Here is a 26,790-nt window from a genome sequence, read left to right as displayed (position 1 = left end):
CATAATCCAGGGATAAGCCTTCAGATACACAACAACCTCCAACAAGGTGGCTGTTGCAATCACCCCCAGAAATCGCCGCGCCATTTTGTGCGAGTCTGCGACTGCTCGGCCATGAAAGTCAGCGTTTAAAGTCAGCGCTTGAGAACGCGCAGACCCTCGGCGATCAGCGGACCGACCGCCTGGTCCACCTCGTCGGTGTCGGCGGCGACGCCGCCACCCATTCTGGCGCGAAATGCGATGCCCGCGGCGATGATCGCCACCTTGAAATAGCCGAGCGCGGTGTAGAAGTCCCAGTTGTCCAACGACTGCCCCGCCGCAACCGAATAGCGTTGCGCCAGTTCGTCGGCCTCGGGCATGAGCGGTGAGGCCCACGCTGAACTCGCGTGGATCACGTTGAACAACGGGTGGCGGTAGACGCACATCAACGCGGCATCGCTGATCGGATCGCCCAGCGTCGACATCTCCCAGTCCAGCACCGCGAGCACTTTCGTGGGGTCGCCGGAGTCGAGCATCGTGTTGTCGATGCGGTAGTCGCCGTGCACGATCGAGGCTCGGCCCTGAGCCGGAATCGCTTCGGAAAGAGCCGAATGCAGCCGCCGCACGTCGGCGTCGAAGCGGTCATTCTCCCGCTTCACCAGCTCCCACTGCGAGCCCCAGCGCCGCACCTGCCGTTCCAGATATCCGGTCGGCTTGCCGAAGTCGGCCAGCCCGACGGCGTTCGGGTCGACCGCATGCAGATCGGCCAGCACCTTGATCAGCGCGTCGACGCAGGCGCTGATGGTGTCCTTGTCGCCAAGCGCCTCGAGCTCTTCGGCGTGCCGAACGACGCGGCCCTCGACGTACTCCACCATCTGGAAGGGTGCGCCGCCCACGGCGTCGTCGTTGCGCATGGTCACCGCGCGGGCGACCGGAACGGGTGTGTCACGCAGCGCGGCGACGACGCGGTACTCGCGCGCCATGTCGTGCGCCGACGGGGTCAGCCCGTGCAGCGGCGGCCTGCGCAGCACCCACTTCGCCGCGTCGTCGGACACCAGGAAGGTCAGGTTGGAACGGCCGCCGGAGATCAGCTGCCCGCGCAGTTCGCCGCTGCGCGGCACCTCCACTTCCCGCAGGTGCCGGTCCAGGGCGACGAGGTCGAGGCCGTCGAGCGAAGTTGACGAGCTGGTCATCGGACTTGTTTACCACCGTTGATTTCTCGGGAGCAGATCCCATACGTGTTCGGTGCCGTTGACCGAGGCGACGTAGAGGTCGCCTTTGCGGGAACGCAGCACCCGGGTGATGCCCGCGTAGTCGACGTTCACGCACAGGATCCTCTCGGTGCGCAGGATGACGTGCAGCAGCGCGTTGATCACCCCGCCGTGGGTGAACACCGCGACAGTGTCCTGGTGATCGCTTGCGGCGGCGATGTCGTTGATCCCCTCGGTGACGCGCCGCAGGAACGCGGCCTCGTCCACGGCGCTGGGGAGGTGGCCGCTGGCCAGCCGGGCCAACTCCTCGGGGTACTCCGCGGCGATCTGCTCGATCGGGATGTAGTGCGCGAGGTCGCGGTCGTACTCGGCGATGCGGTCGTCGATGTCGATGCCGAGCCCTAGCGCATCGGCTACCGGCGCCGCCGTCTGGATGGAGCGCTTCTGCGGGCTGCTGACCAGCCGGGTGATGGGAAACCGCGCCAACGCGTCGGGGAGCCGTTTGGCCTGCGCGACGCCGTCTGCGGATAGGTCTGGATCCGAGCCCTCGCCTGGCTCGCTGCGCAGCGGTAACGCGTGCCGGACCAGTAGGAGTTGCACCGTGACACCATAAGGCCATGGGTTACGCCGACGAGCTGTTCGACCTCACCGACCGGGTCGTGCTGGTGACCGGTGGCAGCCGTGGCCTCGGCCGGGAGATGGCGTTCGCCGCGGCGAAGTGCGGCGCCGACGTCATCATCGCCAGCCGCAAACTGGAGGTGTGTGAGGCCACGGCCGCAGAGATCTCGCAGGCCACCGGCCGCGCCGCGATGCCGTATCAGGTGCATGTAGGCCGCTGGGATCAGCTCGACGGCCTCGTCGAGGCCGCCTACGACCGGTTCGGCAAGGTGGACGTGCTGATCAACAACGCCGGGATGTCGCCGCTCTACGAGTCGCTGGGTTCGGTGACCGAGAAGATGTTCGACGCCGTCGTCAACCTCAACCTCAAGGGCCCGTTTCGCCTGTCGACGTTGGTGGGCGAGCGGATGGTCGCCGACGGTGGCGGGTCGATCATCAACGTCAGTTCCAGCGGGTCGCGACGTCCCCAGCCGGCGCAGTTGCCGTATTCGGCCGCCAAGGCCGGGCTCAACGCGCTGACCGAAGGGCTCGCGCTGGCGTTCGGCCCGACGGTGCGGGTCAACACGTTGATGCCCGGCCCCTTCCTCACCGACATCAGCAAGGCGTGGGACATTCCGGCGACGACGAAGGGTGCGCAGTCCTTCGCGCTCAAGCGGCTCGGCTATCCGCCCGAAATCATCGGTGCCGCTTTGTATCTGGCGTCCGACGCGTCCACCTACACCAGCGGGTCAATCCTGCGCGTGGACGGCGGCATCCCGTAGCTCGCCGACCTCGCTGATCCCGATGCGGTCATGCAGGCGTCTCAACGGCTTGGGCGCCCACCAGTTCCAGCGGCCGAGGACATGCATGAATGCGGGCAACAGCATCATCCTGACCAGCGTGGCGTCCACGAGAACGGCCAGCGCGAGGCCGAGACCGAACATCCGCATGATCGAAACCTGCGCGACCATCAACGATGCGAACAAAATCGACATCACCAGTGCGGCAGCGGTGACAACCCGTCCGGTGCGGGCGATGCCCAGCGCGACGCTCTCGTCGTTGTCGGCATGAGTCTGGTCCGATTCCAGCCAGAATTCGCGGATGCGGGCCACCAGGAACACCTCGGTTCCGGCCTTTGTCCCGTCGTTGCGGTCGCTGCGGATCAGGGCTCGATGATGTTGAAGTTCGGATCCGGCCGGTCGACGACGGCCATGATCGACGGTAGTGCGTCGGCGTCGCCGATGATCTCCAGTCCGGGTGAATCCGCATCGCCTGCGGCGAACGTCAACAGCCGCACCTTGTTTGCGAGTTTGATCGTGGCCTGTGCGGTCGATTCGTCGGTGGGTGCCTTGCGGTAGACCAGCACGCCGTTGCGCAGCGTCAACCGGTAGTTGGTCGCCGTGTCGAGGAACGTGACGTCGACGGCGACATCCAGATCCCATGCCCGCGGGCCGTTGATGTTGATCGCCAACGTGTCGAACATCTGCTCCGGTGTCAGCTGCGCCAGCAGCGTCGGCGACACCGCCTGGGTCGGCGTCCCGAAGTTGCCTTCCCGCAGCTCCGTCGCGCCGCCGAGGAAGAAGTTGCGCCAGACGCCGTTCTCCGCGCCGTACGCCAGCTGCTCCAACGTGTCGGCGTACAGTTCGCGAGCCCCCACGTGGTTGCGGTCGGTGAAAATCGTGTGATCGAGAAGCGTTGCCGCCCAGCGAAAGTCTCCGTCTTCGTAGGCCTTGCGGGCGATGGCCACCACGTTGTCGATACCGCCCATCGCCTCGACATAGCGAGGGCCGATCGCCTCCGGTGGATGCGCCCACAGCCTGGCTGGGTTGCCGTCGAACCATCCCATATAACGCTGGTAGACGGCCTTGACGTTGTGGCTCACCGAACCGTAGTAGCCGCGGGTGTGCCACGCCTTCTCCAGCGCGGGCGGCATCTGGAAGTTCTCGGCGATCTCGATTCCGGTGTAGCCCTGATTCAACAGTCGCAACGTCTGGTCGTGGAGGTAGGAGTAGAGATCACGTTGCAGCGACAGGAATTCCACGATCCGGTCCTTGCCCCACGTCGGCCAGTGATGCGACGCGAACACCACGTCGGCGCGGTCGGCGAACGTGTCGATGGCCTCGGTCAGATAGCCGGCCCATCCGTGCGGGTCGCGCACCAATGCGCCCCGCAGCGTGAGCAGATTGTGCAGGTTGTGCGTGGCGTTCTCGGCCATGCACAGCGCGCGAAATTTCGGGAAATAGAAGTGCATTTCGGCGGGTGCCTCGGTGCCGGGCGCCATCTGGAATTCGATCTCGACTCCGTCGATGGTGTGGGTCTGGCCCGTCTCGCAAATGTCGAGCGTCGGCACGATCAGCGCCACTTCCCCGGTGGAGGGAGTCTGGCCGAGGCCGCACCCCACCTGCCCCTGCGGCCCCCGCGCCAACGCGGCGCCGTACATGTAGCCGGCGCGGCGCGCCATCGCGGTGCCTGCGTACACGTTCTCCTGCACGGCGTGCTCGGTGAAGTGCTCGGGCGCGATCACCACGACCTTGCCTGCGTCGACGTCGGCCTGCGTCGTCACCCCGAGCACCCCGCCGAAGTGGTCGACGTGGCTGTGGGTGTAGATGACCGCGACGACCGGGCGGTCCCCGCGATGGGTCCGGTACAGCGCCAGCGCAGCCGCCGCCGTCTCGGTCGACACCAGTGGGTCGATGACGATGATGCCGGTGTCGCCCTCGACGAAGCTGATGTTGGACAGGTCGAGGCCGCGGACCTGGTAAATGCCCTCCACCACTTCGTACAGACCCTGCTTTGCGCAGAGTTGACTCTGCCGCCACAGGCTGGGATGCACGCTCGTCGGCTCATCACCGGTCAGAAAGCCGTAGAGGTCGTTGTCCCACACGACACGACCGTCCGCGGCCTTGATGACACACGGTTCCAGCGCGGCGATGAATCCCCTGTCGGCGTCGGCGAAATCGGCGGTGTCGGCGAACGGCAAGCTGCTGCGCTGCTCGCGGTGGGCGGCTTCGATGACGGCGGTGGGCGGCTTCTGGTCCATGCGCCGACCCTGCCACCAAATCGGCTCAGGCGGGCTTGGTTGGCGCGAAAACTTGGATCATACCGTCGATTTCGCGCACCTGCAGTTTCGGGAGAGGCGCTGGCGCGGTCGGCAGCTGATGCGTCATCGTCTCACCTTGCAGCGAGAACGACGTCGAGTGGCACGGGCAACGTAGCCTGCCCTCGGCCGAGTCGAGCCAGAGCTTGCAGCCCTGATGCGTGCAGACGCCGGACACGGCTTCCAATTGCGCGTCGCTGCGATGCACGAATCCGTTCACCGCTCCGACGTCGAAAGCCAGCGCCCCGCCGTCGGGCAGTTCGGCGCTCCTGCCGACGGCATACCACGCTCCCGCGTTGGGTTCCAGTTCCGTCTGCGGCGGGGGAGCCCCTTGCGATGGAGAGCGATTGGGTGTCAACAGGTTGCGGCCGATGACGATGCCGCCGGCCGCCGACGCGGCGGCGAGCCCGGTGCCGACGAGCACCGCCCGTCGGGTTCCGGTGCCCGCACGTCGGATGTCGCCCCCCTCCTCCAGATGCGCGGTCAGCCGGCGGTGCAGTTCAGTGACGAACTCCTCGCGCGGCGCGTCGCTGCCGGCCCTGGCGGCACGCAACTGGATCGCCGTCTTCATTTCGCGCGCCTCGATGTCGTCAGGGTGCGCACGCTCGCTACGGCGGTTGTTCAGCAGGTTGTCGACGAAGCGACGCACTGTTCGCCCGCTCACGGTGCCTCCCCGCCCAGGCGTGCCGCCATCTTCAGTGCCCGGTGCTGCAACACCTTTGCATTGGCGACGCTTACCCCCATCTGCTTGGCGGCATCACGCGCCGAGAACGCTTGCAGGAAGCGCAGTTCCAGGATCTGTCGGTAGTTGTCCGGCAGTTTGGCCAGCAGCCAACGCACTCGGTCCCCCGTGCCGGATTCGGCGGTCGGCTGGCCGCCATCGTCGGCGGGACCCTCCTGGATGTCTTCCTCGATCCGCGTCACTTCGCGTCCCATCCGGTCTCGCCAGTGTGAGGCGAGCACTGTCCGTGCCGTCATCTTCAGGTACTTGCGCACTTCCGGCACGGTGGCCGAGACCCGCAACGGCTTGAGCGCCGTCATGAACACCTCGGCGGTGAGGTCCTCGGCGTCGGGCTGATTGCCCACCTTTGAATACATCAACCGGTACACCCAGCCGATGTTGTCGCGGTAGACCGCATCCCAGTCCGGATACGCCGGACCTGTCACCGATCGCAGCCCTCCCTCCAGGCGCGACGTGCGCGCATGCCCTCGCCTTAGCGGGCGCGCCTCATTCTCGGTGCTCAGCCGGCTAGTGCGCGGCATCTTTGACACGCGCTGACACGCCGGTGTGGCTCAAGCGCGCGTCCAGCGCATATGCCCCCGAGCCGACGACGAGCAGGAAGAGGCTGCCGCAGAGCATCGCGACCTCCAACCGGCCCTCGTGGAAGAAGTCCCAGAATCCGTGTTCCTTCGGGTACAGCGGCGCGCTGCCCCACAGGATGGGCAGCTTGGTGATGGCCAACGCGCCGATCATGTCGACGACCATCGGCACCGCGGCCAGCCTGGTGAGCAGCCCGATCAGGATCAAGGCGCCGCAAATGACTTCGAACGTGCCGTCGAAGTAGGCGAAGAACGAGCCGGCGGGGATGCCGGCCTTCTCGAATCGGCCGGGCCCGAGGGCGTCGGCCCGGGTGAACTTCAGAATTCCCTCCCCGACGAAGATGAGCCCGACGTACAGCCGGATCAAAGCGACCGCACCGACGGGGCGGGTTGCGCACAGCTGGGCAAGCGAGAGTTCACGCTGCGACATGGGTTGGCCTTTCGTTTGAGTACCCCCAACACAGATAGGCCGCCGGGTTACACCCGCGATCTCGATCCGGTTGAACGGGGCAAACCCCGGCGACACCGTCGTGCAGCACGGCACGCGCCACGCCAAAGCGGCTGCCGCAGACTAGAGATCGCGCTCGGCCAGCCAGCGCTCGGCGCGCCGCTTGGACGCCCTCGACAGCCAGGCGTCCTGGATAAGCTCGGTGAGCTCCTGTTTGCCGATCCGGCTCAGGTCGCTGGCGCGCACCAACACCGACGGGTGGCCGTCGAAGCGGTCGGTGGTGAAGAACGGCGACGACGGGTCCTGGATGAGCGCCAGCTTGTCGGCTTCGGACTCCACCCAGATCATGATCACGTCGGTGTAGCGCTCGCCGGTATCGGGATCCTCGGCGTCGGGTTGCGGGGTCCGGAAGAACACGAACGACTTGCCGCCGACCTGATAGATCGGGTTGCCCTTCGGCCCCTCGATCCGCTTGACATGCGGCATCCCCGAGGCGATCTGGTGGACATCGCCGACCTTGGCGGGCCGGTCACGCATCGCGGCGCTCCAGCCGGTGCAGCCTGACGTCGGACAGCACGCCGTTATGGACGGTGGCCGTCATGTAGGTGCAGAACGGTTGCCTGCGCCTGTCGGTCGGCGAGCCGGGGTTGAGCAGCCGCAGACCGGTGCTCGCGGTGGTGTCCCACGGGATGTGGCTGTGCCCGAACACCAGCACGTCGGTGTCCGGATAGGCCTTGGCCATGCGGGCGTCGCGGCCGGTGGCCGCGCCGGTTTCGTGTACAATGGTGAACTTCAGCCCGCCGAGGACGACGTCGGCGCGTTCGGGCAGCCGCGCACGCAGTTCGGCGCCGTCGTTGTTGCCCCAGCACGCGACGAGCCGTTTGGACCGTGCGTGCAGCGTGTCGAGCAGCGACGGTTCGACCCAGTCGCCTGCGTGCACGACGACGTCGGCGCGGGCGACCTCGTCCCACACCTGTTGCGGCAGGTCGCGGGCGCGTTTGGGAACGTGGGTGTCGGAGATCAGCAGCAACCGCACGATCTGACTAGTGGGTGAGTAGTTCGGCCATCTTCGGCACCACCGCCTGCAGTCCCTGCAGCGGGCGCATCATCACCTTGATCGAGGTGATCTCCTCGGCGTCGTTCCAGTGGATCATGTCGATTCCGTTGACGTGCTTGCCGTCGATCGTGGCCGCGAACTCGAGGATCGCCGAGCGATCGCCGTACCACTTCTCGACGTATCCGAAGTCGGTGTCGGCGAACATCTTTCCCGCCGCGGTCAGATACGCGAGGGTCTTGTCGCGGCCCTCCTGCGGCGTGAACACGGCCGGCGAATAGAACACCGCGTCGGCGGCGAGCAGCTCTTCGAGTTGGGTGAAGTCGCCGTTTTCGACGATGTCGATCCAGCGTGCAATCACGGGTGGCGGCGTCATGAGTTCGACCCTAACTCCAAAAAAAGATTGTAACCACTTACTATCTTTGGTAGCGTCCTCGCATGACCTACGACGTGATCGTGCGCAACGGTCTGTGGTTCGACGGAAGCGGCGCCCGCCCGCAGCGGCGCACGCTGGGCATTCGCGACGGCGTCGTCGCCGCGGTTTCGGCGGAGCCGCTCGACGAGTCGGGCTGCCCCGACGTCATCGACGCCGACGGCAAGTGGGTGGTGCCCGGCTTCATCGACGTGCACACGCACTACGACGCCGAGGTGCTGCTCGACCCCGGTCTGCGCGAGTCGGTCCGACACGGCGTGACGACGCTGCTGCTCGGTAACTGCTCGCTGTCCACCGTCTACGCCGACTCCGAAGACGCCGCCGACCTGTTCAGCCGCGTCGAAGCGGTGCCACGCGAATTCGTGCTCGGCGCCCTCGAAGCCAAGAAGACCTGGTCGACGCCCGCCGAGTACGTGCAGACGCTCGACGACCTGCCGCTTGGCCCCAACGTCAGCTCCATGCTCGGCCACTCGGACCTGCGCACATCGGTGCTCGGCCTCGACCGTGCCACCACCGACGGCGTGACGCCGACCGACGCCGAACTGGAGAAGATGGCCAAGCTGCTCGACGAGGCGCTCGACGCCGGGCTGCTGGGGATGTCGGGCATGGACGCCCCGATCGACAAGCTCGACGGCGACCGCTTCCGGTCGCGGGCCCTGCCGTCGACGTTCGCCACCTGGCGGGAGCGTCGCAGGCTGATCACCGTGCTGCGCAAGCGCGGTCGCGTCCTGCAGAGCGCGCCCAACACCAAGAACCCGATCGAGGCGCTGAACTTCTTCACCTCCAGCAGCAAGATGTTCGGCCGTCGGCCCGGCGTGCGCGTCAGCCTGCTGGTGTCTGCCGATGCCAAGTCCGCTCCGGGCGCGGTGCGTGTACTCGGCCCCGGCACAAGGCTTCTCAACAGGGTGCTCGACTCGCTCGTGCGCTTCCAACACCTGCCGGTGCCGTTCGAGCTGTACTCCGATGGGATCGACCTGCCGGTGTTCGAGGAGTTCGGGGCGGGCACGGCCGCGCTGCATCTGCGTGACCAGATCGAGCGCAACGAACTACTCGCCGACCTCGAGTACCGCCGCCGGTTCCGCAAGTCGTTCGACCGCAAGAAGCTGGGTCCGTCGCTATGGCATCGGGACTTCCACGACGCCACGATCGTCGCATGCCCGGACGAATCGCTGATCGGCAAGAGCTTCGGGCAGATCGCCGACGAGCGCGGCCTGCATCCGCTGGACGCCTTCCTCGACGTGCTCGTCGAGAACGGCGAACGCAACGTGCGATGGACGACGATCGTCGCCAACCACCGCCCGAAGCAGCTCAACGCGCTCGCCGTCGATCCCTCGGTGCACATGGGCTTCTCCGACGCCGGCGCCCATCTGCGCAACATGGCGTTCTACAACTTCGGACTGAAGCTGCTGCGCCGAGTCCGCGACGCCGAGCTGGCCGGAAGGCCGTTCATGACGGTCGAGCACGCGGTACACCGGCTCACCGCCGAGGTCGCCGACTGGTTCGGGCTGCCCGCGGGCACCTTGCGCGAAGGCGACCGCGCCGACTTCGTCGTCATCGACCCGGCGGGCCTCGACGACGAGGTCGACGCCTACCACGAGGAGAAGGCGCCGTTCTACGGCAACCTGTCCCGCATGGTGAACCGCAACGACCGCGCCGTCGTCGCGACCGGTGTGAACGGCGTCGTCGTGTTCCGCAACGGCAGGTTCCGCGACGGCTACGGCGAGACGGTCAAATCCGGGCGATTCCTCAAGGCCCGGCCGGCCGGGCGATTATCAAAGGCCGGGCAACGCCACCGCCAGCCCGTCTCCGCCTGACATGGCCCGCACCCAGCAGCAGCGCCGCGAGGACACCATCGCCCGGCTGCTCGACGCCAGCATCGCCACGATCATCGAGGTCGGCTATGCGCGTGCGTCGGCCAAGGTCATCGCGCAGCGCGCCGAGGTCTCCGACGGCGCCCTGTTCCGGCACTTCCCCACCATGAGTGACTTCATGGCGGCGACGGCCGAGGAAGCAGGCCGTCGGCTGATCGAACTGGGCCTGAGGAAAGTCGCCGAGATCCCCGGCGGCAAGCCCACACTCGAGCAGGCGTTGACGATCCTGCGCGACGTCACCGTCGACCCGACCAACACCGTCATGTACGAATTGGCCGTCGCGGCCCGCACCGACGAGAAGCTGCGGGACACCCTGCGCGACGTGATGACGCTCTACATCAAGACGATTCAGGAGACAGTGCGGCCGTCGCTGCCCGAGGAATTCGAGGCGGCGGGGGACGCCGAGTTCCTCGCGCGACTCGCTCTGGTGCTCAGCTCGTTCAACGGCGCAGCGCTGTTCGGCCATGTGCTGACTGAACCCGGCTTCGGCGAGGCGCAGATTCCACTGCTGATGAGGCTGCTGAACGCGGCCCGTCCGTAGGCCCGACGAGTGTATGGCCTGTGGACGTGATGTGGGCCGTCGGTATACATAGCCCATACAGTCGACGCGGCGCCGCGGCCGAGTAGCCCTCGGCAAATTTCGATTTACGCAAATTGCTACGATTTAGCAAACTTTATTGTCTTCGGATGGCATACTTCCGTCACCACGGCGGATGCGGGGATCGACGCCGGGTCGGCCCCCAATGTGCGTGCCGCCCGACCACCAAGCAGGGGAATGCGTGAGCGGCAGTTTCATCGTCGACAGTCGTGACATCGGCGAAGCCGAAGCACTGCTGACCAAGACGTACACCCGCGTCAAGTTGTCCAACACGTCACGGTCGGCGTGCACTCGTACTCGGGTGTGGCGAACCCCTGCCACGTCATTGAATGTCGACGACATCGAGTACAGCTACGATGTGACGTTCGAGGCGGATCCGTCCGACAACATACTGCTCTGCCGAATGCTCAAAGGCGTCTTCGAGGCTCGCCAGCCGGGACGCGAACCCGTGCCGTTCGGCCGCGGCGAGTGTGCGGCGATGGGCGCGGTGGTCAACACGCCCTTCGGCGGGTTCATCAGAAACGGCTATTTCACACTGATCTCTGTACCCAGAAGCCTGTTGAGCGAAGTTGCCGGCGCGAGCGGCAAGGGCGACGAGCCGGTTCGGCTGACCTCGTCGACGCCGGTATCGACCGCGGCGGGTCGACATCTGGTCGACGTCATCGACCACGTCCGCCACAGCGTCGTCAACTCGCCCGCGGCACACGAACCGATCCTGGCCGGGGCGGTTGCCCGTTACCTTGCGGCGAGCATGCTGACGACGTTCCCCAACACCGCGACGAGCGAACCGACGACGCGGGACCGCAATGACAGCTGCAACGCCGAATTGCTGCGCCGCGCGGTCACCTATATCCACGACCACGCCCACACCGACATCTCGCCCGCCGACATCGCCGCCGCGGCCGGCGTCACGCCGCTCGCGCTGCTGAACCTGTTCCGCAAGCATCGCGACTGCACCCCGATGGAATACGTCCGCAAGGTTCGCCTCGACCACGCGCACAACGACCTCGCCGACTGCGACCCTGCGACCACCACAGTCAGCGACATCGCGCACCGCTGGGGCTTCCACCAGATGGAGGCGTTTCGTTTGCCAATACGTGCGGGCCTTCGGCGCCGAACCCGCGCTACGAGGCTGAAAACGGCGCCTAGCTCCGAGCCGGCGTATCGCATCGCGTCGTCAACGCCAGAACAAGTGGTGGGTGACGCCGCTGGGGCTCGGCACCACCTCGTGCTCGAACCGGTCCTCCAGTTCCTCCGGCGACTCCCATAACCGCGAGCCGCGGCCGAGTTCCAGCGGCGAGACCGCGACGTGCAGGGTGTCGATCAGGTCGGCGTCGAGAAACTGCCGGACGATAGTCGCACCGCCACCGAGCCGCACGTCCTTGCCGTCGGCGACCGCACGCGCCTGGTCCAACACGTCGGCCGGGTCGCCGCTGACGAAGTGGAAGGTGGTGTCCGACAGTATGAACGACGGGCGCAGATGGTGCGTCACGACGAACACCGGCGTGTGAAACGGCGGCTCCTCGCCCCACCAGCCGCGCCAGTCGTGGTCGCGCCACGGGCCCCGCTGCGGGCCGAACTTGTTGCGGCCCATGATCTCCGCGCCGATGTTGTTGTGAAAGTCGCGCGTGAAGTAGTCGTCGAGGCCGCGTGTGCCGCCCGGCTCGGTCCGGTTGGGCCAACTGGCCGTGGCACCGGCCCACGCGAACATTTCGGCGGGATCGGCGTGCCCGAACGGCCGCTCCAGACTCTGGTTCTCCCCAGCGCCGAAACCGTCCCGCGAGACGTTGAAGTTCTGCACCCGCAGCAGCTGGCCCACGCCCAACCTCCTATGTCGATCGTCGACAGGGCTGACCCGCCGACGGCCGAAATCTCATCGCGTCAGTAGAAGACCGATGTGTTGGTGCTGGTGCCGTTGTCGCAAGTGATCGTGCCGGTCCTGGTCTTGAACAACCTGACGGCCGGAACGAACAGGTCGAAAGTGCCGTTGGCCGGCAGGCCGAAACTCTGGGTGAACCCCTCCGACGAGTACGTGCACTGCGACGCGACGCCGCTGCGGTCAGTGACATGGAACGTGACGCCGGAGAGCCCGGGTGACGCGGTGACCAACGGTCCCTGCTTGGGGGCGGGAGCCTGCTGAGCAGGCGGTGGCGCGGCTTGCACGTCCTCCCAAATCGTCAGGCGTGCCGTGTAGTCGCCCGCATCGCCTGACGGGCAGTCGCTTTGGTTCAGGATTCGCACGCCGAGTGCATGTTTCCCCGGCGCGGCGTTCATGGTGAACGGCGGTTGCTCCCAGCCGGGTCCGACATAGCGGCTCAGCAGACGCTGGCCGCCGAGGAAGAATTCCGCGACCGCCCTGGCGCACTTGTTACCCGGATTGTTCGGGACGTTGCTCAGCAGGACGGTCTGCGTACCCGTCTCGACTTCGAAAGGGACCTGGACCATGTCGCAGTCATCGGCGGCTCGACAGTGGGAGAACACCCAGTCGTAGACCACCGTCTTCCGTTCCGCGGACGCCGGACCGGCCGACATGAGCGCTGCAGCGCAGGCAGCCGCCGCGACCACCGCGGTATGGGCAATGTGTGTACCGGTGTCGTCGGTGCTCATCGGAGCTCCTTTGGGGCCGTCCCCCCAAAAAGAAGAGTAGATTTGCGCGACCGCGCAGATACAAAATTGGCAAACCCGTACCGCTTGCTTGTGCAAGCGGTGATCGAGCCGCAACAATGTGCGCGCCCGAAGGGATTCGAACCCCTAACCTTCTGATCCGTAGTCAGATGCTCTATCCGTTGAGCTACGGGCGCATGTGTTCAGTTGTACGTGGCTTGGTCAGCCGCGGCGGAGGCGAGAGGATTTGAACCTCCGGTCGCCTTTTAGGGCGACAACTCATTAGCAGTGAGCCCCATTCGGCCGCTCTGGCACGCCTCCTGTGACGGTCTTACCGCCGATCCGACAGCGTACACATGGTCGGCGGCAGCAGGCAAAGCGCATATCCCCCACCCATAGACTGGTCGGGTGCCTGCCCGTTTACGCCCTGAACTGGCCGATCTGCCCGCCTACACACCGGGCAGGACCGTCCCCGGTGCGATCAAGATCGCCAGCAACGAGACTGTGCACGGCCCGCTGCCCAGCGTCCGGGCGGCGATCGCCAAGGCCACCGACACCATCAACCGCTATCCCGACAACGGGTATGTCGAGCTCAAGGAGCGGCTGGCCAAACACGTCAACTTCGCTCCCGAGCACATCGCGGTCGGCTGCGGCTCGGTGAGCCTGTGCCAACAGTTGATCCAGATCACGTCGACCGTCGGCGACGAGATCCTCTACGGCTGGCGCAGCTTCGAGATCTACCCGCTGCAGACCCGCACCGCCGGTGCCACCCCGGTCCAGGTGCCGCTGACCGACCACACCTACGACCTCGACGCGATGCTGGCGGCCATCACGGACCGCACGCGGCTGATCTTCGTCTGCAATCCCAACAACCCCACGAGCACCGTCGTTAATCCCGACGCGCTGGCCCGCTTCGTCGAGGCGGTGCCGTCGGACATCCTGATCGCCCTCGACGAGGCTTACGTCGAGTACATCACCGACGACATGTGCCCCGACAGCTTCGGCCTGGTGCGCGCCCATAGCAATGTCGTTGTGCTGCGCACGTTTTCGAAGGCCTACGGATTGGCCGGGCTGCGCGTCGGCTACGCCGTCGGCGATCCGGACATCATCACCGCGCTCGGCAAGGTGTACGTGCCGTTCAGCGCGACCAGCATCTCGCAGGCCGCGGCCATCGCCTGCCTGGACGCCGCGGACGAACTGCTGGCCCGCACCGAGGCCGTCATCGCCGAACGCAATCGGGTCACCAAGGCCCTGCGCGACGCCGACTACACCGTGCCGCCGTCACAGGCCAACTTCGTCTGGCTGCCCCTTCCCGGGCGTGCCCAGGAGTTCGCCGCCGACTCGGCCAACAACCGCATCATCGTGCGGCCCTACGGCGACGACGGCGTCCGGGTGACGGTGGCTTCGCCACAAGAGAACGACGCGTTCCTGGAGTTCGCGACGCGCTGGAAGTGACGCCAACCGCCAAGCGCCGACCGATCGCTACTGCGGGCTTCGTCCGGTGTAGGCGACGAGCTTGTCCAACGCGTCCGCGTCGGCGGGCACCGGGATCGGGTCGTCGAACCCGGCCCTCTTCCTGCCCTCCGGCGTGATGATCCGCTGCGCGAGCCCCATCACATACTCCGACAACGAGTTCGGCGCCGCCACGTCGCGGCCCATGGCCTTCGCGTAGTCCCACGCGTGGACGAGGAACTCGAGCGACAGCACGCCGGCCATCATCCGGGCAGGCGCCTCGTTGTCGCCGAAGGGCACCGTGCCGTCGAGGCCGCGGCGGTGCCACGCATCCAGCGCAGGGCGTGCCGCGGCGATGACCTGACGCTCGACCGAATCGGACGGGTCGCGCGCGGGCAACTCGGCACCGGCGGCCCCGCCGATGATCGTGATCGAGTTCATCAGGTGGTCGGTCAGCTTCTCGACGTCGAACTCCCGACACGGCGTCGGCCTGCCCCAGTCGTCGTTGGCGATGGGATGCACCACGGTCTGAAGCACGCGCAGGCTGGCTTCGGCGCTGTCCAGTTCGTCGTTCGGCGGCGAATTCGGACCAGAGGGTAAATCGGTGGGCATGGAGCCCACGCTACGTCGCTGGTGCGCCTATCGTTGCGCAGATGAGAACCGATCTGCGGGTAGCGGCCGCGGCGCTGATTTTCGTCGGGCTGGCCGCCGGATGCTCACGCACCACCGAGGGCACCGTCGCGATGACCACCGAGCCGGGCCCGCCGATCAACTCGCCGACGCGCGCGCCGTCCGCCGATCCCGACTTCCCGGGCATCCCCGGCCTGCCCGGCATCCCGGGCCTACCCCAGATCCCCGGGCTGCCGTTGCCGGGCGGCACAGACGTTCCCGAGGTTCCGGCGCCAGCCAACGCGACGACGATGAAGTGCAGCGAGTACACCAAGCTCGACGAGGCCACGCAGCGGGCTGTCATCAGAGCGATTCTGGAGGAACAGGGCGGCGCCAATCAGGGACCCGAGTCGGAGATGATCGCCTCCATCATGGCCACGGCCATGTGCGGCTTTCTGCCCAGCGCCGTCGTGAAAGAGGTAGTGGTCGGCGGGTCGCCGCCGTGACTGGCTAGCCTGTCGGTCCATGGGCGATACCTACGAATCCGTCACCGTCGACATCGACAATCACGTCGCCAGGGTGACGCTGATCGGCCCCGGCAAGGGCAACGCGATGGGGCCCGCGTTCTGGGCCGAGATGCCCGAGGTCTTCGCCCGCCTCGACGCCGACCGCGACGTGCGCGCGATCGTGCTGACCGGCTCGGGAAAGAACTTCAGCTACGGCCTCGACCTGCCTGCGATGGGCGGCTCGCTGTCGGACGTGCTCAGCGGCGGCGCGTCGGCCCGGCCGCGCGCTGACTTCCACGCCACCGTGCTGCGGATGCAGGGCGCGATCAACGCCGTCGCCGACTGCCGCACGCCGACCATCGCGTCGGTGCACGGCTGGTGCATCGGCGGCGGCGTCGACCTGATCTCGGCGGTCGACATCCGCTACGCCAGCGCCGACGCGAAGTTCTCGGTGCGCGAGGTGAAGCTGGCCATGGTCGCCGACGTCGGCAGCCTGGCCCGGCTGCCGCTGATCCTGTCCGACGGGCACCTGCGCGAGCTGGCGTTGACGGGCAAGGACATCGACGCGGCGCGCGCCGAGAAGATCGGTCTGGTCAACATTGTCTTCGACGACGCCGACGCGTCGTTGGCCGCCGCGCACGACACCGCCGCCGAGATCGCGGCCAACCCGCCGCTGACCGTCGCAGGCATCAAGGACGTTCTCGATCAGCAGCGGGTCGCCCAGGTCTCGGCGAGCCTACGGTATGTGGCCGCGTGGAACGCGGCATTCCTGCCGTCGAAGGACCTCACCGAAGGCATCTCCGCGACCTTCGAGAAGCGCCCGCCGAACTTCACCGGGGAATAGGCGTCCAGTCCAGTTCGCCCTTGGCTTTCGCGTTGGACAGCGGCAGCCACGTCGTGCCGAACGCCGTCGCGGCATAGGGCGCCAGCAGGCCGACCAGCCGGGGCGGCAGCGTGATCGGCCGCGGCCGATGCAGTTTCGCCGACAGCTCCCGCACGAAGTCCGCGAACGACTGCGGCCGGTCGTCGACGATGTTGTATATCTGCCCGCCGCGGCCGTGGTCCAGCGCGTTGGCGGTGGCCTTGGCCACGTCGTCGATGTGAACCCACGAGACGATGCCGCCACCGCCGATCGCGGGCATCGCCCACCACTTCGCGAGGCGGACGAACATCTCGTAGTGCGGCACGCCTGGGCCGTAGAAAGCGCCGTAGCGCAACACAATTCCCTCAGTGGCGCTGTGTTGCCCGGACGACAGCACCCTCTGCTCCATGCCCCGCAGCGCGGCGAGCATGGCATCGCCGCCCTTCGGCGGCGGCCCCGGATACGGGTCCGACTCGTCCATGACCGCGGGCCCGGACGACTGGTACCCGTAGGCGAAGATCACCGACTCCGCGACGATCCGCCGCACGCCGGCCTTTTGCGCCGCATCCACCAGATTGGAACCGGCTGCGGTCCACAGCTTTCGGGCCGGCTCGAAGTCCTTGACGCGCAACGGGCCGGTCTTCGGCAGGGTGGTCAGCAGCGAGACGACCACCTCCGGTCCGATGTCCTGCACCGTCGCGGCGATCTCGGCGGCGTTGAACACATCGGCCACCACCGGCTTGCCGCCCGCCGCCTCGATGTCGGAGGCCTTCGCCGACGAGCGGGTCAGGCCGACGACTTCGTGTCCGCGCGAATTGAGCTCACGGAGCAGGGGCAGACCGGGCACGCTCGTCGCACCCGCAACCAGCACTCGCATCAGGCTTTCCTTTCACCGACCAGGCTGGCGCGCAGGGCGAGCGCCAGGATGACCGTGGTGATCACCAGGCCGCCGGCCTCCAGCCAGCCGTACAGATCGCCCGCGCCGTGGTGCGGGTCGACGATGTGGCTGAGGGCATGCAGCGCCCAGTGCACTGTGGCGAACGCCAGCGCGGGCACCCGCCACGACTTCAGGCGGACCGCGGCCAGCAGCATCAGGCCCTGCGGCACCTCGAACGTCGCGTTGTCGAAGATGTAGTGGTCGTTGCGCACCCCGAAAGCGCCGAGGGTGTCGTAGAAGGTGCCCGGCATGAACATCATGAGCAGGCCGATGCCGAGGGCGTACACCCCGAACACGATCAGGGTCACCTCGACTAACCCCGCTCTTGTGCGCGTCCCTGTCGTTGTCATACGTTCACGCTAGAACCATATTGGCCTCAAGATAGGCACCACTTTGACGGCAATTGTGGGTACCACTTCTCAAACCCGCGCACGCAGCGGCCCGGAGCTCCTCGTCGAACTCGACCGCAACTCACCCGAGCCGCTGCACCGCCAGCTGGCGGAGGGACTGCGCACCGCGATCCGCACCGGCCGGCTCGCACCGTACTCCCGGATGCCGTCGACGCGCGTGCTCGCGGCGGATCTCGGCGTATCCCGGCGGCTCGTCGTCGACACATACAGCCAGCTGGTCGCCGAGGGCTTTCTGATCAGCAGGCACGGTTCGGGCACCCGGGTGGCCACCGTCGAGCCGGCCAGCGCGCCGCGCGATGTCCCCTCGGGTCGGCGCTACGACGTCGACTTCCTGCCCGGCTCACCGGATCTCAGCAGTTTCCCGCGCACCGCATGGCTGCGCGCGCTGCGGCAGGCCCTCGCCCAGACCGACTCGGAATCGTTCGGATACGTCAACCCGCAGGGGCTGCACGCCGCCCGCGCCGCCATCGCGGACTACCTCCGTCGCACCCGCGGCGTACAGGCCGATGCGCGCCACATCGTGCTGTGTTCCGGTGCCACACAAGCGATCGCGCTGCTGGCCCGCATGCTTCGCGACGACGGACTGCCGCTGGCCATGGAGGATCCCGGCTTCTGGCTGCATCGGATGGTGCTGCGCCACAACGGGATCGAACCGCACCCCGTCCGCGTCGACGACGAAGGACTCGATGTGGCGGCGCTGGCCGACAGCGGCGCCAAAGCCGTGCTGACCACACCGGCGCATCAGTCACCGACCGGAGTCGTGCTTTCGGCGACGAGGCGAACCGGGCTCGTCGAATGGGCGCGCGCCGGGCACCTCGTCATCGAGGACGACTACGACGCCGAGTACCGCTACGACCGCGCGCCGGTCGGCGCCCTGCAGGGCATCGCGCCGGATCGGGTCATCTACATCGGGTCGACCAGCAAGACGCTGGCGCCCGGGCTGCGCATCGGATGGCTGGTGGTGCCGCCGCAACTGGTCGGTGCGATCCGGTTGACCAAGAGCCTCGCCGATACCGGTAGCTCGGTGATGGACCAGCTCGCCTTCACCCAGTTTCTGTCCTCCGGCGGTTACGACCGGCATCTGCGCCAGATGCGCAGGCGCTACGTCGCCCGCCGCAACGCACTGCTTGACGCGTTGGCGCGCCATCTGCCGCAGGCCACCGTGCTGGGCGCGGCCGCCGGTGTGCACCTGACGGTCCGCTTCCCCGACTGGTATCCGATCGCCGATCTGGTGCGGCGGGCGGCGGCCATGCGGGTCAACGTCGAGCCGCTGGCCGCCTGCTACGCCGACCCCGCGACCGCGCCGCCGGGTCTGCTGCTCGGCTACGCCAACCTCACCGAGTCGCAGATCGAAGCCGGTGTGGCGACGCTGGCACGGGCCGCGCGATGACCATCGACGTCGAGGTACACACCACGATCGAGCGGGCCCGCCCGCAGGTCGCGCGGTACTGCTGCGATCCGGACAACATCACCGCGTGGTGCGCCAATATCCAAGCGGTGCACTGGGAAACGCCGCCGCCGCTCGACGTCGGTACGCGCATCCGGCTCACCAGCGGCTTCCTCGGCCGCACCGTCGAGCACACCTCCGAGGTGGCCGAGCTGGTGGCCGGCGAGTTGCTGGTGATGCGGTCGCTCCTCACCGAGACCACCTACCGCTGGACCGATTCCGACGAGGGCGGCACGTGGATGACGGTGCGCAACCGCGGCGAGCCGACGGCGTATCCGGGGCTGGCCGCGCCGATCATCGCGACGGCCATCAGGCGGGCCACGGCTAACGATCTTGATCGCCTGAAGTCGATCCTGGAAGCCCGCTGAACAGCGGATTCAAACAAGTGCCTCTGACCTGCGCGCGGCCAACTTGTCTTCGAACGGCAGCTTGTTACGCTCCCCCGGGGACCTTGGCAAGAGCTGAGTGGCTCACCTGGAATTTCACGGTGTAGGAGCAGCATGACCGAGCGCGGGGCGCTCATCGAGCACGCCGCCCCCGAGCGGCTGGTAGTGGCGCGTGGCCTGTTCACCGGGCCGAGCGCCCAGGTGCCCGACGAGATGTACGCCCGCATCGTCAGGGGCAAGGCCCACCGCGAACGCAACGCCCTGCATCTGGAAAAGGGTGCGACCGTCGACACCAACACCTACTTCGGCCGCTTGCCTGCCAGCTACTTCCAGCGCTGGACCACCGCGCCCGAGATCCAGCTGAAGCTGGTGTTCGACGCGGCAGGGCCCGCCACGGTTCTCTTGCGCGCATCCGACGCAGGCGGTACCGAACGCACCGTCACCAGCACCGAGGTCGACGGCACCGGAACCGCGGTGCTGTCGGCTCGGCTCAACGAATTCGTCGACGGCGGTGCCCTGTGGATGGAGTGCCGCGCGGTGGGCGGCCCGCTGCGGGTCACCGACCTGGAGTGGATGGTGCCGGGACCCGAGAAGATCCGGCCCGCCGCGATCGCCATCTGCACGTTCAACCGCGCCGACGACTGCGCGACGAACCTGGCGACGATCGCAGGCGACAAAAGCCTGCTGGCCGGCATCGACGCGATATATGTCGCCGACCAGGGTAACGATGCCGTCGAGACGCGTCAGCTGTTCCGCGACGTCGCCGCGCAACTCGGCGACAAACTGGTGTACCTGCGGCAGGACAACCTCGGCGGCGCAGGCGGTTTCGCGCGCGGCCTCTACGAGATCTCCGGCATCTCCGACCACGCCAACGTCATCCTGATGGACGACGACATTCTGCTTGAGCCGGACACGGTGTTGCGGCTCAATGCTTTTGCCAACCTGACGCCGCACCCGACGATCGTCGGCGCGCAGATGCTGTACCTGAAGAACACCAAGCAGCTGCACGTCAGCGCCGAACAGACGGAAATGCATCGGCTGCGGGCGGGCCGGTGGGCACCGAACGCGTTGCACAACGCGAACATGCTCAAGCACCGCCAGGATCAACGCGTCGACGCCGAGTACAACGCGTGGTGGTCGTGCCTGATCCCGTCGGAGGTCATCTCCGCGATCGGTCTGCCCATCCCGATGTTCTTCCAGTGGGACGACATCGAATACGGTCTGCGCGCGGCGGAAGCGGGCTTTCCCACCACGACGCTGCCGAACGCGGGTGTGTGGCATGCCGACTTCCACTGGAAGGACCGCGACGAGTTCATCCGGTACTTCAGCGTGCGCAACGCCCTGATCACCTACGCCGCACACGGCAACATCGACGGCAAGACGACCAGCAGGTGGCTGGCCCGCGAGATCACCGAGTGCCTTGTGGCGATGCAGTATGGCTTGGCCTACACCATGATTCGCGGTATCGAGGACTTCCTCAAAGGTCCCGAGGTGTTGCACGACGGCGGTCCCGCCGCGCTGGCGGCGATCCGCGCCGAGCGGTCCGAGTTCCCCGAAACCAAGGTGCATCCGGCGGTGAAGATCGACGAGCTGACCGGCGGCGTCGTGCCGCGCATCGTCCCGATCGGACATCGGCCGCGCAAGGACCGCATCAACCTCGTGTTGGCCAAACGCATTATCTATCAATGGCTTGGGCGCGCCATTCCCGGTCCTGTGGCGATCACCGCCGCGCACAACGAGTGGTGGCATGTGTCGCTGTTCGACTGCGCTGTTGTCACCGACGCGTCGCAGACCGGCGTGCGGATTCGTCGCCGAGACAAGAAGAAGCTCAAGATGCTGGCGCTGCGCGCCGCAAAGGTGTTGCGGCAGTTGAGTAAAGAAGCGCCTGACGTTCAGGAGAAGTGGCGTGCCGCGCTTCCCGAGCTGACCAATCGAGACAACTGGGGACGGTTGTTCTCCGCCTGACAGAGGCCCAACCGCCCGCACTTCAGTGCAGCCGCACCACGACCTGTTCGTTGTTGCCGGTGAAGCCGAGGTATTCGAACGTGCGGCCGGTGCGCTCGACGAACTCGGTCCACGCCCGGAATTCGTGGCGCCGCCAACCGGGATAGTTGAAGAACTCGTCGAACACCAGCACCGCATCCGGGGCCAGCCGATCCCCGACCAGATCCAGCACCGTCTTGCTCGACGAATACAGGTCGCAGTCCACATGCAGGAACGCCACCGGTTCGTCGTTGCGCGCCAGGAACTTCGGCAGTTCGTCCTCGAACAGGCCGACGATGATCTCGGCGCCCTCCACGGTCGGGATGTCGGTCTGCGCGAATTCGCCGACGGGAAAGCCGCTGCGCCAGGCCTCGGGTAGGCCGGTGAAGGAATCGAACCCGACCACGGTCCGGTCGGCGGCGACCCCGTCGGCGATGATCTTCAGCGTCGTGCCCGTGGCCACCCCGAATTCCAGCGCCAGGCCCGGACCTTTGATGAGCCCCAAGGCGAACCGAAGGGTGTCGTGCGGATACCAGAACACCGCCGCGTTGGGCATGTGTTCGAGGACGAAGGCCGCGGTCTCTCGGGCCGCGGTGATGTCTTGCGAGTTGAGGATGTCGCGCCGGGCGATCTGTTCGAGGTCGTACAGCCGGCGGTGCAGCCGCTCGTCGGCCTCGGCGAACCGATCGGCCAGCCGGTCCAGCACGGCCCGGTTCTCGGCCTGGGCATCCCGCAGCTGTCGGTGCTGCTCGTCGAGCTGCTGCTGCCGTCGCGCCAACTCGGCGTCGACCACCTCGGCCACCGCGCGTTGCAGCTTTTCCCGCGCGGAGCGCTTCAGCCGCTCCAACATGCGAACACCGTAGCTCAGGGCCTCAGCGCCGCCGCCGCGAAGTGTCAGCCGACGGTCGATCTGCCGGCGGAAAGCGGTGGCGGAGGGATTTGAACCCCCGGACGGTTTTAGCCGTCTCTCGCTTTCAAGGCGAGTGCATTAGGCCGCTCTGCCACGCCACCGCCGACAAGACTAACGGGGGCCGTTTCGGGTCGGTGCGCGCAGCAGGTCAGAACCGGCCGATCCGGCCCGCCGACCCGGTTTTCAGGCCCGCGCTGATGCGACGGCAGTTCTCGCCCATCGCGGCGATCTGGGGCCGCGACAGCTTGCCGAGGAAGTGCTCGCGGACGCCCTGCCCATAGGTGACCATCGCCTGGCGCACCAGCACGCGGCCGTCGTCGGTGATGCTGGCCAGAACCCCCCGGCCGTCGTCGGGGCTGGCGCCGCGGCGTACCAGGCTCTGCCCCTCCAACCGGCGGATCTGTCGCGTCACCCGGCTCGGCAGCGACATCAGGTTCTCGGCGAGATCGCCCATGCGGGCCGCGCCGGTCGGGGACTTGTCCAGGATGTCAAGCAGGCGAACGTCATTGAGCGTCAGGCCGTGCGACTCGACCAGCATCCGGTTCAAAGTCGCGTACATCCGCAGCGCAGAGTCGAGGAAGTTTTGCCACGACCTCTGTTCTGCGATGTCAAGGCCAGGCATATCACCAGCCGTACGCCCAGCAATCATCCCGTCCATCCTGGGCATGGTAAACGACTTGCGCATTGCTAAGGGTCAATTCTCTCAGGTAGTAGGCTGATCAAAATGCATGCAATCGTCGCCGAATCCGCCGACCGCCTGACCTGGCACGAAGTTCCCGATATCAGTCCCGACAAGCGGGAAGTACTGATAAAAGTCACCGCAGCGGGCATCAACCGCGCCGACCTGCTCCAGGCCGCAGGCAAATACCCGCCGCCCCCTGGGGCCAGTGAAATCCTGGGCCTCGAGGTGTCCGGCACCGTCGCCGAGGTCGGTGAACTTGTCGACGACTTACAGATCGGGCAACCGGTCTGCGCTTTGCTAGCGGGCGGCGGTTACGCCGAATACGTCGCGGTGCCGCGCGGTCAGGTCATGCCCGTGCCCGACACCGTCGAATTGGTCCACGCCGCAGCGCTTCCCGAGGTGGCCTGCACGGTGTGGTCGAATCTGGTGATGACGGCGGGGCTGTCGGCGGGCAAGGTGGTGCTGCTGCACGGCGGCGCGAGCGGCATCGGCACCCACGCCATCCAGGTGGCGCGCGCACTGGACGCCCGCGTCGCCGTGACCGCCGGCTCGAAGGCGAAGCTCGACCTCTGCGAAGAGCTCGGCGCCGAGATCCTCATCAACTACCGCGAGGAAGACTTCGTCGAGCGGCTGCGGGAGGCGACCGACGGCGCCGGCGCCGACGTCATTCTCGACATCATCGGCGCGGCCTATCTGGACCGCAATCTCGATGCGCTCGCCAATGACGGCCGGCTCGTCATCATCGGCATGCAGGGCGGCGCGAAGGCCGAGTTGAACATCGCCAAGCTGCTGGGCAAGCGGGGCGGCGTGATCGCCACCGCGCTTCGCGGCCGGCCGGTCGACGGGCCGAACAGCAAGAGCGAGGTCGTCTCCGAGGTCATCGCCAACGTGTGGCCGATGATCGCCGACGGCCGGGTGCGCCCCATCATCGGCGCGGAGTTCCCCATCGAACAGGCCTCAGCCGCCCACGAACTGCTCAACTCGGGCGACGTGTCGGGGAAAGTGCTTCTGCGCGTAACAGATTAGATACGCCGTCTAGCCCAGCGAGGCCAGCGTGCGGATCAGCTGGTCGACCTCTGCTGTCGTCGTGTAGTGCGCGAGGCCGATGGTGACGGCGCCGCCGATGTCGTTGACGCCGATGACGTCGAGCACCCGCGAACTCGCGTTCGCGATCGCCAACACGCCGTTGTCGGCCAGCCGCTGCACCACCTGCTCGGCGGGCACCTCTTTGACCACGAAGCTCAGCACCGGGATGGAGACCTCGGGCCTGCCGATGACCATGATCAGTGGCAGCGAGCGCAGCGAGAGCAACAGGTAGTCGAACAGCCGCGACATGTAGGCCGCCGCGGACTCCATCGAGAGCGCGAGCCGTTCGCGTCGTGTCCCGCGCGCTGTTTCGTCAAGCGAGGCAAGGTATTCGATGCTCGCGACGAGGCCGGCCAGCAGCGGGTACTGATGCGCGCCGAGCTCGAGCCGCTCGGGCCCAACCGCATACGGGTTCAACGCAACCGAGCCGAACGACCGGATCAGGTCCGGATCGCGGAACACCAACGCGCCGACGGGAGGCCCGCCCCACGCCAGCGCATTGACCGCGACGGCGTCGGCGTCGATCTCGTCGATGTCGATGAGCCGGTACGGCGCGGCGGCCGAGTGATCGACGATCACCAACCCGCCGTCGACATGCACCAGCTTGGTCGCGGCGCGCAGATCCGTCACCGTGCCCAGCGTCGCCGAGGCCGATGTGACGGCCACCAGACGCGTCGCCTCGGTGATCAGGTTCTCCCACTGCCATGTCGGCAGCTCGCCGGTTTCGATGTCGACCTCGGCCCATTTCACCTTGGCGCCATAGCGATTCGCGGCGCGCAGCCACGGCGCGATGTTTGCCTCGTCGTCGAGCCGGGTGACAACCGTTTCATAGCCCAGGCCCACGCGCGAGGATGACGCGTCGGCCAGCGAATTCAGCAGGATGGCGCGGTCGGCGCCGAGGACGACACCGCGCGGGTCCGCGTTGACCAGGTCGGCGACCGCCTGGCGCGCCGCTTCCAAGACTCCGACGCTGCGCCGGGCCGAGGGATGGGCACCGGCCGTCGTCGTCATCGAGTTCCGGAACGCCGTCGACACCGTGGTGGCCACGGAGTCCGGCAGCAGCATGCCGTTCTGAGCGTCGAAGTGCACCCACCCGTCGCCCAGAGACGGGTGCAGTCCGCGCACCCGGGCGACGTCGTATGCCATGCCAGCCACCTTAGAGAGTTCGTGAAGTGCACAAACCGACAGCAATTGTGGGTGCCCAACCCCACGTGGGCAGTGCCGGACCGGGTCACCTGGCCAGCCATACTAGTCCAGCGAGCTTGGGCTTCGGAGTGCTACTGGCTCTGTTGCTGCTGGTAGCCCTGGAAGCCATAGTTGCCCGCGCTGCTCGCGTGCCCGCTGCGGCGGCGGTGACGGTCGGTCCCACACTCGCCGACGGCGTTGTCGCGCTGGCGATCGGGCCGTTCGGCGCCATGAGCACCGCGTGGAACGCCTGGGCGGCCTTCTTTGCTCGCGCGATTGTGACAGCGCCCGCCGCGAGTTTGCCGTGGCTGCCGCTACCCTGTGCAGCAGGGCCCGGGCTGTTACCGCTTCGCGTTCTGGGTCTAGACCGACGACGCCGACACCGACCCTCCATAGCCGAAGCTGTGAAGACATTCAACATCCGCTATGTGCTGACCAGCACCCCGGTGGTGTTGAAGTTCGCGATGCCCGACGGGCTAGTGTCGCTAGATAAGTCACGATCGTGGGAGAAGATCTACGACAACGGCGAAGCCCGTACCTATGAACGGCGGGGCAAGGTTAAGGAAGGGAAAACAGGGTTTCCTAGACCAATGACTACCAACAGCGACGACGACAACATCGAAATCATCGGCCGCGAACAACAGGCCGACTCCGAGCAGCAGCAGCAGGAGGAGTCCCAGAGCAAGTCGCTGACCGATCTCGTCGAGCAGCCGGCCAAGGTCATGCGGATCGGCACCATGATCAAGCAACTGCTCGACGAGGTGCGGGCCGCACCGCTGGACGACGCCAGCCGCAACCGGCTGCGCGAGATCCACAGGACCAGCATCACCGAGCTGGAGGACGGGCTCGCGCCTGAGCTGCGTGAGGAACTCGAGCGGCTGACGTTGCCGTTCACCGAGGAGGGGGTCCCGTCCGACGCGGAGCTGCGGATCGCCCAGGCGCAGTTGGTGGGCTGGCTGGAGGGGCTGTTCCACGGCATCCAGACCGCGTTGTTCGCCCAGCAGATGGCCGCGCGCCAGCAGCTGGAGCAGATGCGCCAGGGCGCCCTGCCTCAGGGCATGGGCGGTCCCGGCCAACGTCCGTCGGCCAGCGGCACCGGGCAGTACCTGTAAATCACGAGGATTTC

29 protein-coding genes, 3 tRNA genes and 1 pseudogene are annotated in these 26,790 nt (G+C 67.0%); 12 read left to right on the top strand and 21 right to left on the bottom strand.

Translation table 11 applies throughout. The features are described from left to right. Window positions 1-131: 131 nt before the first annotated feature. Together CQY20_RS13470 and CQY20_RS13465 are read right to left on the bottom strand one after the other, a co-directional pair. Complete coding sequence (locus CQY20_RS13470; protein ID WP_097940579.1) at window positions 132-1,169, bottom strand: phosphotransferase family protein; 1,038 nt, start codon at window positions 1,167-1,169, stop codon at window positions 132-134. Window positions 1,170-1,178: 9 nt separating this feature from the next. After that, the gene (locus tag CQY20_RS13465) at window positions 1,179-1,787 is read right to left on the bottom strand and encodes a histidine phosphatase family protein (RefSeq protein WP_097940578.1); all 609 of its coding nucleotides are present in this window, start codon (window positions 1,785-1,787) and stop codon (window positions 1,179-1,181) included. A gap of 17 nt (window positions 1,788-1,804) precedes the next feature. Between CQY20_RS13465 and CQY20_RS13460 the strand changes: the two genes are divergently transcribed. Beyond that, window positions 1,805-2,566 (top strand): SDR family NAD(P)-dependent oxidoreductase, encoded by a 762-nt coding sequence (locus tag CQY20_RS13460; RefSeq protein WP_097940577.1) that lies wholly within the window; start codon window positions 1,805-1,807, stop codon window positions 2,564-2,566. On the opposite strand, the pseudogene CQY20_RS13455 reads toward CQY20_RS13460, so the two are convergent. From CQY20_RS13455 to CQY20_RS13420, 8 genes and pseudogenes are all read right to left on the bottom strand, one after another. Next, window positions 2,534-2,911: pseudogene (locus CQY20_RS13455) on the bottom strand (MMPL family transporter); the annotation flags it as partial. The gene CQY20_RS13460 and the pseudogene CQY20_RS13455 sit on opposite strands and share 33 nt — an antisense overlap. A 35-nt stretch (window positions 2,912-2,946) precedes the next feature. Beyond that, complete coding sequence (locus tag CQY20_RS13450) at window positions 2,947-4,824, bottom strand: alkyl/aryl-sulfatase (protein WP_097940576.1); 1,878 nt, start codon at window positions 4,822-4,824, stop codon at window positions 2,947-2,949. Between the two features lie 25 nt (window positions 4,825-4,849). Further along, on the bottom strand, window positions 4,850-5,545 hold the full coding sequence (locus tag CQY20_RS13445; protein WP_097940575.1) for a Rieske (2Fe-2S) protein: 696 nt from the start codon (window positions 5,543-5,545) through the stop codon (window positions 4,850-4,852). Further along, window positions 5,542-6,048: an RNA polymerase sigma factor gene (locus tag CQY20_RS13440; RefSeq protein ID WP_234816232.1), complete on the bottom strand. Its 507-nt coding sequence runs from the start codon at window positions 6,046-6,048 to the stop codon at window positions 5,542-5,544. The genes CQY20_RS13445 and CQY20_RS13440 overlap by 4 nt, the downstream gene beginning before the upstream one ends. Window positions 6,049-6,130: 82 nt before the next feature. Next, window positions 6,131-6,631 (bottom strand): DoxX family protein, encoded by a 501-nt coding sequence (locus CQY20_RS13435; RefSeq protein WP_097940573.1) that lies wholly within the window; start codon window positions 6,629-6,631, stop codon window positions 6,131-6,133. A gap of 141 nt (window positions 6,632-6,772) precedes the next feature. Next, complete coding sequence (locus CQY20_RS13430; protein WP_097940572.1) at window positions 6,773-7,186, bottom strand: MmcQ/YjbR family DNA-binding protein; 414 nt, start codon at window positions 7,184-7,186, stop codon at window positions 6,773-6,775. Continuing rightward, window positions 7,179-7,685 carry a metallophosphoesterase family protein gene (locus tag CQY20_RS13425; protein WP_097940571.1) on the bottom strand — a complete coding sequence of 169 codons (507 nt, stop codon included), beginning with the start codon at window positions 7,683-7,685 and terminating at the stop codon, window positions 7,179-7,181. Before CQY20_RS13425 ends, CQY20_RS13430 begins: the two co-directional genes overlap by 8 nt. A 7-nt stretch (window positions 7,686-7,692) precedes the next feature. Next, complete coding sequence (locus tag CQY20_RS13420) at window positions 7,693-8,079, bottom strand: nuclear transport factor 2 family protein (protein ID WP_097940570.1); 387 nt, start codon at window positions 8,077-8,079, stop codon at window positions 7,693-7,695. A 62-nt stretch (window positions 8,080-8,141) separates the two neighbouring features. Between CQY20_RS13420 and CQY20_RS13415 the strand changes: the two genes are divergently transcribed. From CQY20_RS13415 to CQY20_RS13405, 3 genes are all read left to right on the top strand, one after another. Further along, window positions 8,142-9,950 (top strand): N-acyl-D-amino-acid deacylase family protein, encoded by a 1,809-nt coding sequence (locus CQY20_RS13415; protein WP_097940569.1) that lies wholly within the window; start codon window positions 8,142-8,144, stop codon window positions 9,948-9,950. Window position 9,951: 1 nt separating this feature from the next. Then, window positions 9,952-10,548: a TetR/AcrR family transcriptional regulator gene (locus CQY20_RS13410; protein ID WP_097940568.1), complete on the top strand. Its 597-nt coding sequence runs from the start codon at window positions 9,952-9,954 to the stop codon at window positions 10,546-10,548. Window positions 10,549-10,786: 238 nt separating this feature from the next. Then, entirely contained in the window at window positions 10,787-11,875 is a 1,089-nt protein-coding gene (locus CQY20_RS13405) for a helix-turn-helix transcriptional regulator (protein ID WP_163701127.1), read from the top strand. On the opposite strand, the gene CQY20_RS13400 is transcribed toward CQY20_RS13405, so the two are convergent. From CQY20_RS13400 to CQY20_RS13385, 4 genes are all read right to left on the bottom strand, one after another. Continuing rightward, entirely contained in the window at window positions 11,783-12,424 is a 642-nt protein-coding gene (locus CQY20_RS13400) for a dihydrofolate reductase family protein (protein WP_097940566.1), read from the bottom strand. The genes CQY20_RS13405 and CQY20_RS13400 overlap by 93 nt on opposite strands. A 62-nt stretch (window positions 12,425-12,486) precedes the next feature. Continuing rightward, entirely contained in the window at window positions 12,487-13,212 is a 726-nt protein-coding gene (locus tag CQY20_RS13395; protein ID WP_097940565.1) for a hypothetical protein, read from the bottom strand. Window positions 13,213-13,333: 121 nt separating this feature from the next. Then, window positions 13,334-13,406, bottom strand: a tRNA-Arg gene (locus tag CQY20_RS13390). Between the two features lie 35 nt (window positions 13,407-13,441). Further along, a tRNA-Ser gene (locus tag CQY20_RS13385) sits at window positions 13,442-13,530 on the bottom strand. A gap of 87 nt (window positions 13,531-13,617) precedes the next feature. Here CQY20_RS13385 and hisC point away from each other — a divergent pair. Next, on the top strand, window positions 13,618-14,664 hold the full coding sequence (hisC, locus tag CQY20_RS13380) for a histidinol-phosphate transaminase (RefSeq protein WP_097940564.1): 1,047 nt from the start codon (window positions 13,618-13,620) through the stop codon (window positions 14,662-14,664). A gap of 27 nt (window positions 14,665-14,691) precedes the next feature. Here hisC and CQY20_RS13375 read toward each other — a convergent pair whose 3' ends face one another. After that, complete coding sequence (locus CQY20_RS13375) at window positions 14,692-15,273, bottom strand: TIGR03086 family metal-binding protein (RefSeq protein ID WP_097940563.1); 582 nt, start codon at window positions 15,271-15,273, stop codon at window positions 14,692-14,694. A 41-nt stretch (window positions 15,274-15,314) separates the two neighbouring features. Here CQY20_RS13375 and CQY20_RS13370 point away from each other — a divergent pair, with 41 nt between their 5' ends. Together CQY20_RS13370 and CQY20_RS13365 are read left to right on the top strand one after the other, a co-directional pair. After that, complete coding sequence (locus CQY20_RS13370) at window positions 15,315-15,776, top strand: hypothetical protein (RefSeq protein ID WP_097940562.1); 462 nt, start codon at window positions 15,315-15,317, stop codon at window positions 15,774-15,776. A 19-nt stretch (window positions 15,777-15,795) separates the two neighbouring features. Then, entirely contained in the window at window positions 15,796-16,620 is an 825-nt protein-coding gene (locus CQY20_RS13365) for a crotonase/enoyl-CoA hydratase family protein (protein WP_097940561.1), read from the top strand. Here CQY20_RS13365 and CQY20_RS13360 read toward each other — a convergent pair. Together CQY20_RS13360 and CQY20_RS13355 are read right to left on the bottom strand one after the other, a co-directional pair. After that, complete coding sequence (locus CQY20_RS13360; RefSeq protein WP_097940560.1) at window positions 16,607-17,515, bottom strand: NAD-dependent epimerase/dehydratase family protein; 909 nt, start codon at window positions 17,513-17,515, stop codon at window positions 16,607-16,609. The genes CQY20_RS13365 and CQY20_RS13360 overlap by 14 nt on opposite strands. After that, window positions 17,515-17,925 (bottom strand): hypothetical protein, encoded by a 411-nt coding sequence (locus CQY20_RS13355; RefSeq protein WP_097940559.1) that lies wholly within the window; start codon window positions 17,923-17,925, stop codon window positions 17,515-17,517. The genes CQY20_RS13360 and CQY20_RS13355 overlap by 1 nt, the downstream gene beginning before the upstream one ends. 55 nt (window positions 17,926-17,980) lie before the next feature. Between CQY20_RS13355 and pdxR the strand changes: the two genes are divergently transcribed. The 3 genes from pdxR to CQY20_RS13340 all read left to right on the top strand — a co-directional run bounded on the left by pdxR (window position 17,981) and on the right by CQY20_RS13340 (window position 21,783). Further along, on the top strand, window positions 17,981-19,375 hold the full coding sequence (gene pdxR, locus CQY20_RS13350) for a MocR-like pyridoxine biosynthesis transcription factor PdxR (protein ID WP_097940558.1): 1,395 nt from the start codon (window positions 17,981-17,983) through the stop codon (window positions 19,373-19,375). Further along, on the top strand, window positions 19,372-19,800 hold the full coding sequence (locus CQY20_RS13345; protein ID WP_097940557.1) for an SRPBCC family protein: 429 nt from the start codon (window positions 19,372-19,374) through the stop codon (window positions 19,798-19,800). Before pdxR ends, CQY20_RS13345 begins: the two co-directional genes overlap by 4 nt. 132 nt (window positions 19,801-19,932) lie before the next feature. Further along, a complete protein-coding gene (locus tag CQY20_RS13340; RefSeq protein WP_097940556.1) occupies window positions 19,933-21,783 on the top strand; it encodes a glycosyltransferase in 1,851 nt (616 codons plus the stop codon). Window positions 21,784-21,805: 22 nt separating this feature from the next. Here the strand turns inward: CQY20_RS13340 and CQY20_RS13335 are convergent, their stop codons facing one another. The 3 genes from CQY20_RS13335 to CQY20_RS13325 all read right to left on the bottom strand — a co-directional run bounded on the left by CQY20_RS13335 (window position 21,806) and on the right by CQY20_RS13325 (window position 23,369). After that, window positions 21,806-22,651: a class I SAM-dependent methyltransferase gene (locus CQY20_RS13335; RefSeq protein WP_097940555.1), complete on the bottom strand. Its 846-nt coding sequence runs from the start codon at window positions 22,649-22,651 to the stop codon at window positions 21,806-21,808. A 74-nt stretch (window positions 22,652-22,725) separates the two neighbouring features. Continuing rightward, window positions 22,726-22,812, bottom strand: a tRNA-Ser gene (locus CQY20_RS13330). Window positions 22,813-22,859: 47 nt separating this feature from the next. Further along, a complete protein-coding gene (locus tag CQY20_RS13325) occupies window positions 22,860-23,369 on the bottom strand; it encodes a MarR family winged helix-turn-helix transcriptional regulator (RefSeq protein ID WP_097940593.1) in 510 nt (169 codons plus the stop codon). Between the two features lie 66 nt (window positions 23,370-23,435). Here CQY20_RS13325 and CQY20_RS13320 point away from each other — a divergent pair, with 66 nt between their 5' ends. Further along, window positions 23,436-24,419, top strand: coding sequence for an NAD(P)H-quinone oxidoreductase (locus tag CQY20_RS13320; protein WP_097940554.1), 984 nt, complete (start codon window positions 23,436-23,438; stop codon window positions 24,417-24,419). 9 nt (window positions 24,420-24,428) lie between these two features. Here the strand turns inward: CQY20_RS13320 and CQY20_RS13315 are convergent, their stop codons facing one another. Continuing rightward, window positions 24,429-25,625 carry a cysteine desulfurase-like protein gene (locus tag CQY20_RS13315; protein WP_097940553.1) on the bottom strand — a complete coding sequence of 399 codons (1,197 nt, stop codon included), beginning with the start codon at window positions 25,623-25,625 and terminating at the stop codon, window positions 24,429-24,431. 629 nt (window positions 25,626-26,254) lie between these two features. Between CQY20_RS13315 and CQY20_RS13310 the strand changes: the two genes are divergently transcribed. Beyond that, complete coding sequence (locus CQY20_RS13310; RefSeq protein ID WP_097940592.1) at window positions 26,255-26,776, top strand: bacterial proteasome activator family protein; 522 nt, start codon at window positions 26,255-26,257, stop codon at window positions 26,774-26,776. Window positions 26,777-26,790 lie beyond the last annotated feature (14 nt).

Origin of the sequence: Mycolicibacterium agri (assembly GCF_002553505.1) — a bacterium.
In the GTDB taxonomy this organism is placed as follows: Bacteria; Actinomycetota; Actinomycetes; order Mycobacteriales; family Mycobacteriaceae; genus Mycobacterium; species Mycobacterium agri.
Note: the sequence above shows the minus strand (reverse complement) of the source record. Positions and strands in the feature narration are given on the sequence as shown.

Coding starts and splice junctions, on each gene's coding strand:
- CQY20_RS13435 (WP_097940573.1), bottom strand. CDS start 6,631: ATGTCGCAGCGTGAACTCTCGCTTGCCCAGCTGTGCGCAACCCGCCCC.
- CQY20_RS13325 (WP_097940593.1), bottom strand. CDS start 23,369: ATGGACGGGATGATTGCTGGGCGTACGGCTGGTGATATGCCTGGCCTT.
- CQY20_RS13365 (WP_097940561.1), top strand. CDS start 15,796: ATGGGCGATACCTACGAATCCGTCACCGTCGACATCGACAATCACGTC.
- CQY20_RS13315 (WP_097940553.1), bottom strand. CDS start 25,625: ATGGCATACGACGTCGCCCGGGTGCGCGGACTGCACCCGTCTCTGGGC.
- CQY20_RS13420 (WP_097940570.1), bottom strand. CDS start 8,079: ATGACGCCGCCACCCGTGATTGCACGCTGGATCGACATCGTCGAAAAC.
- CQY20_RS13460 (WP_097940577.1), top strand. CDS start 1,805: ATGGGTTACGCCGACGAGCTGTTCGACCTCACCGACCGGGTCGTGCTG.
- CQY20_RS13470 (WP_097940579.1), bottom strand. CDS start 1,169: ATGACCAGCTCGTCAACTTCGCTCGACGGCCTCGACCTCGTCGCCCTG.
- CQY20_RS13375 (WP_097940563.1), bottom strand. CDS start 15,273: ATGCCCACCGATTTACCCTCTGGTCCGAATTCGCCGCCGAACGACGAA.
- CQY20_RS13335 (WP_097940555.1), bottom strand. CDS start 22,651: ATGTTGGAGCGGCTGAAGCGCTCCGCGCGGGAAAAGCTGCAACGCGCG.
- CQY20_RS13410 (WP_097940568.1), top strand. CDS start 9,952: ATGGCCCGCACCCAGCAGCAGCGCCGCGAGGACACCATCGCCCGGCTG.
- CQY20_RS13430 (WP_097940572.1), bottom strand. CDS start 7,186: ATGCGTGACCGGCCCGCCAAGGTCGGCGATGTCCACCAGATCGCCTCG.
- CQY20_RS13450 (WP_097940576.1), bottom strand. CDS start 4,824: ATGGACCAGAAGCCGCCCACCGCCGTCATCGAAGCCGCCCACCGCGAG.
- CQY20_RS13345 (WP_097940557.1), top strand. CDS start 19,372: ATGACCATCGACGTCGAGGTACACACCACGATCGAGCGGGCCCGCCCG.
- CQY20_RS13415 (WP_097940569.1), top strand. CDS start 8,142: ATGACCTACGACGTGATCGTGCGCAACGGTCTGTGGTTCGACGGAAGC.
- CQY20_RS13355 (WP_097940559.1), bottom strand. CDS start 17,925: ATGACAACGACAGGGACGCGCACAAGAGCGGGGTTAGTCGAGGTGACC.
- CQY20_RS13310 (WP_097940592.1), top strand. CDS start 26,255: ATGACTACCAACAGCGACGACGACAACATCGAAATCATCGGCCGCGAA.
- CQY20_RS13340 (WP_097940556.1), top strand. CDS start 19,933: ATGACCGAGCGCGGGGCGCTCATCGAGCACGCCGCCCCCGAGCGGCTG.
- CQY20_RS13370 (WP_097940562.1), top strand. CDS start 15,315: ATGAGAACCGATCTGCGGGTAGCGGCCGCGGCGCTGATTTTCGTCGGG.
- CQY20_RS13395 (WP_097940565.1), bottom strand. CDS start 13,212: ATGAGCACCGACGACACCGGTACACACATTGCCCATACCGCGGTGGTC.
- CQY20_RS13360 (WP_097940560.1), bottom strand. CDS start 17,515: ATGCGAGTGCTGGTTGCGGGTGCGACGAGCGTGCCCGGTCTGCCCCTG.
- CQY20_RS13320 (WP_097940554.1), top strand. CDS start 23,436: ATGCATGCAATCGTCGCCGAATCCGCCGACCGCCTGACCTGGCACGAA.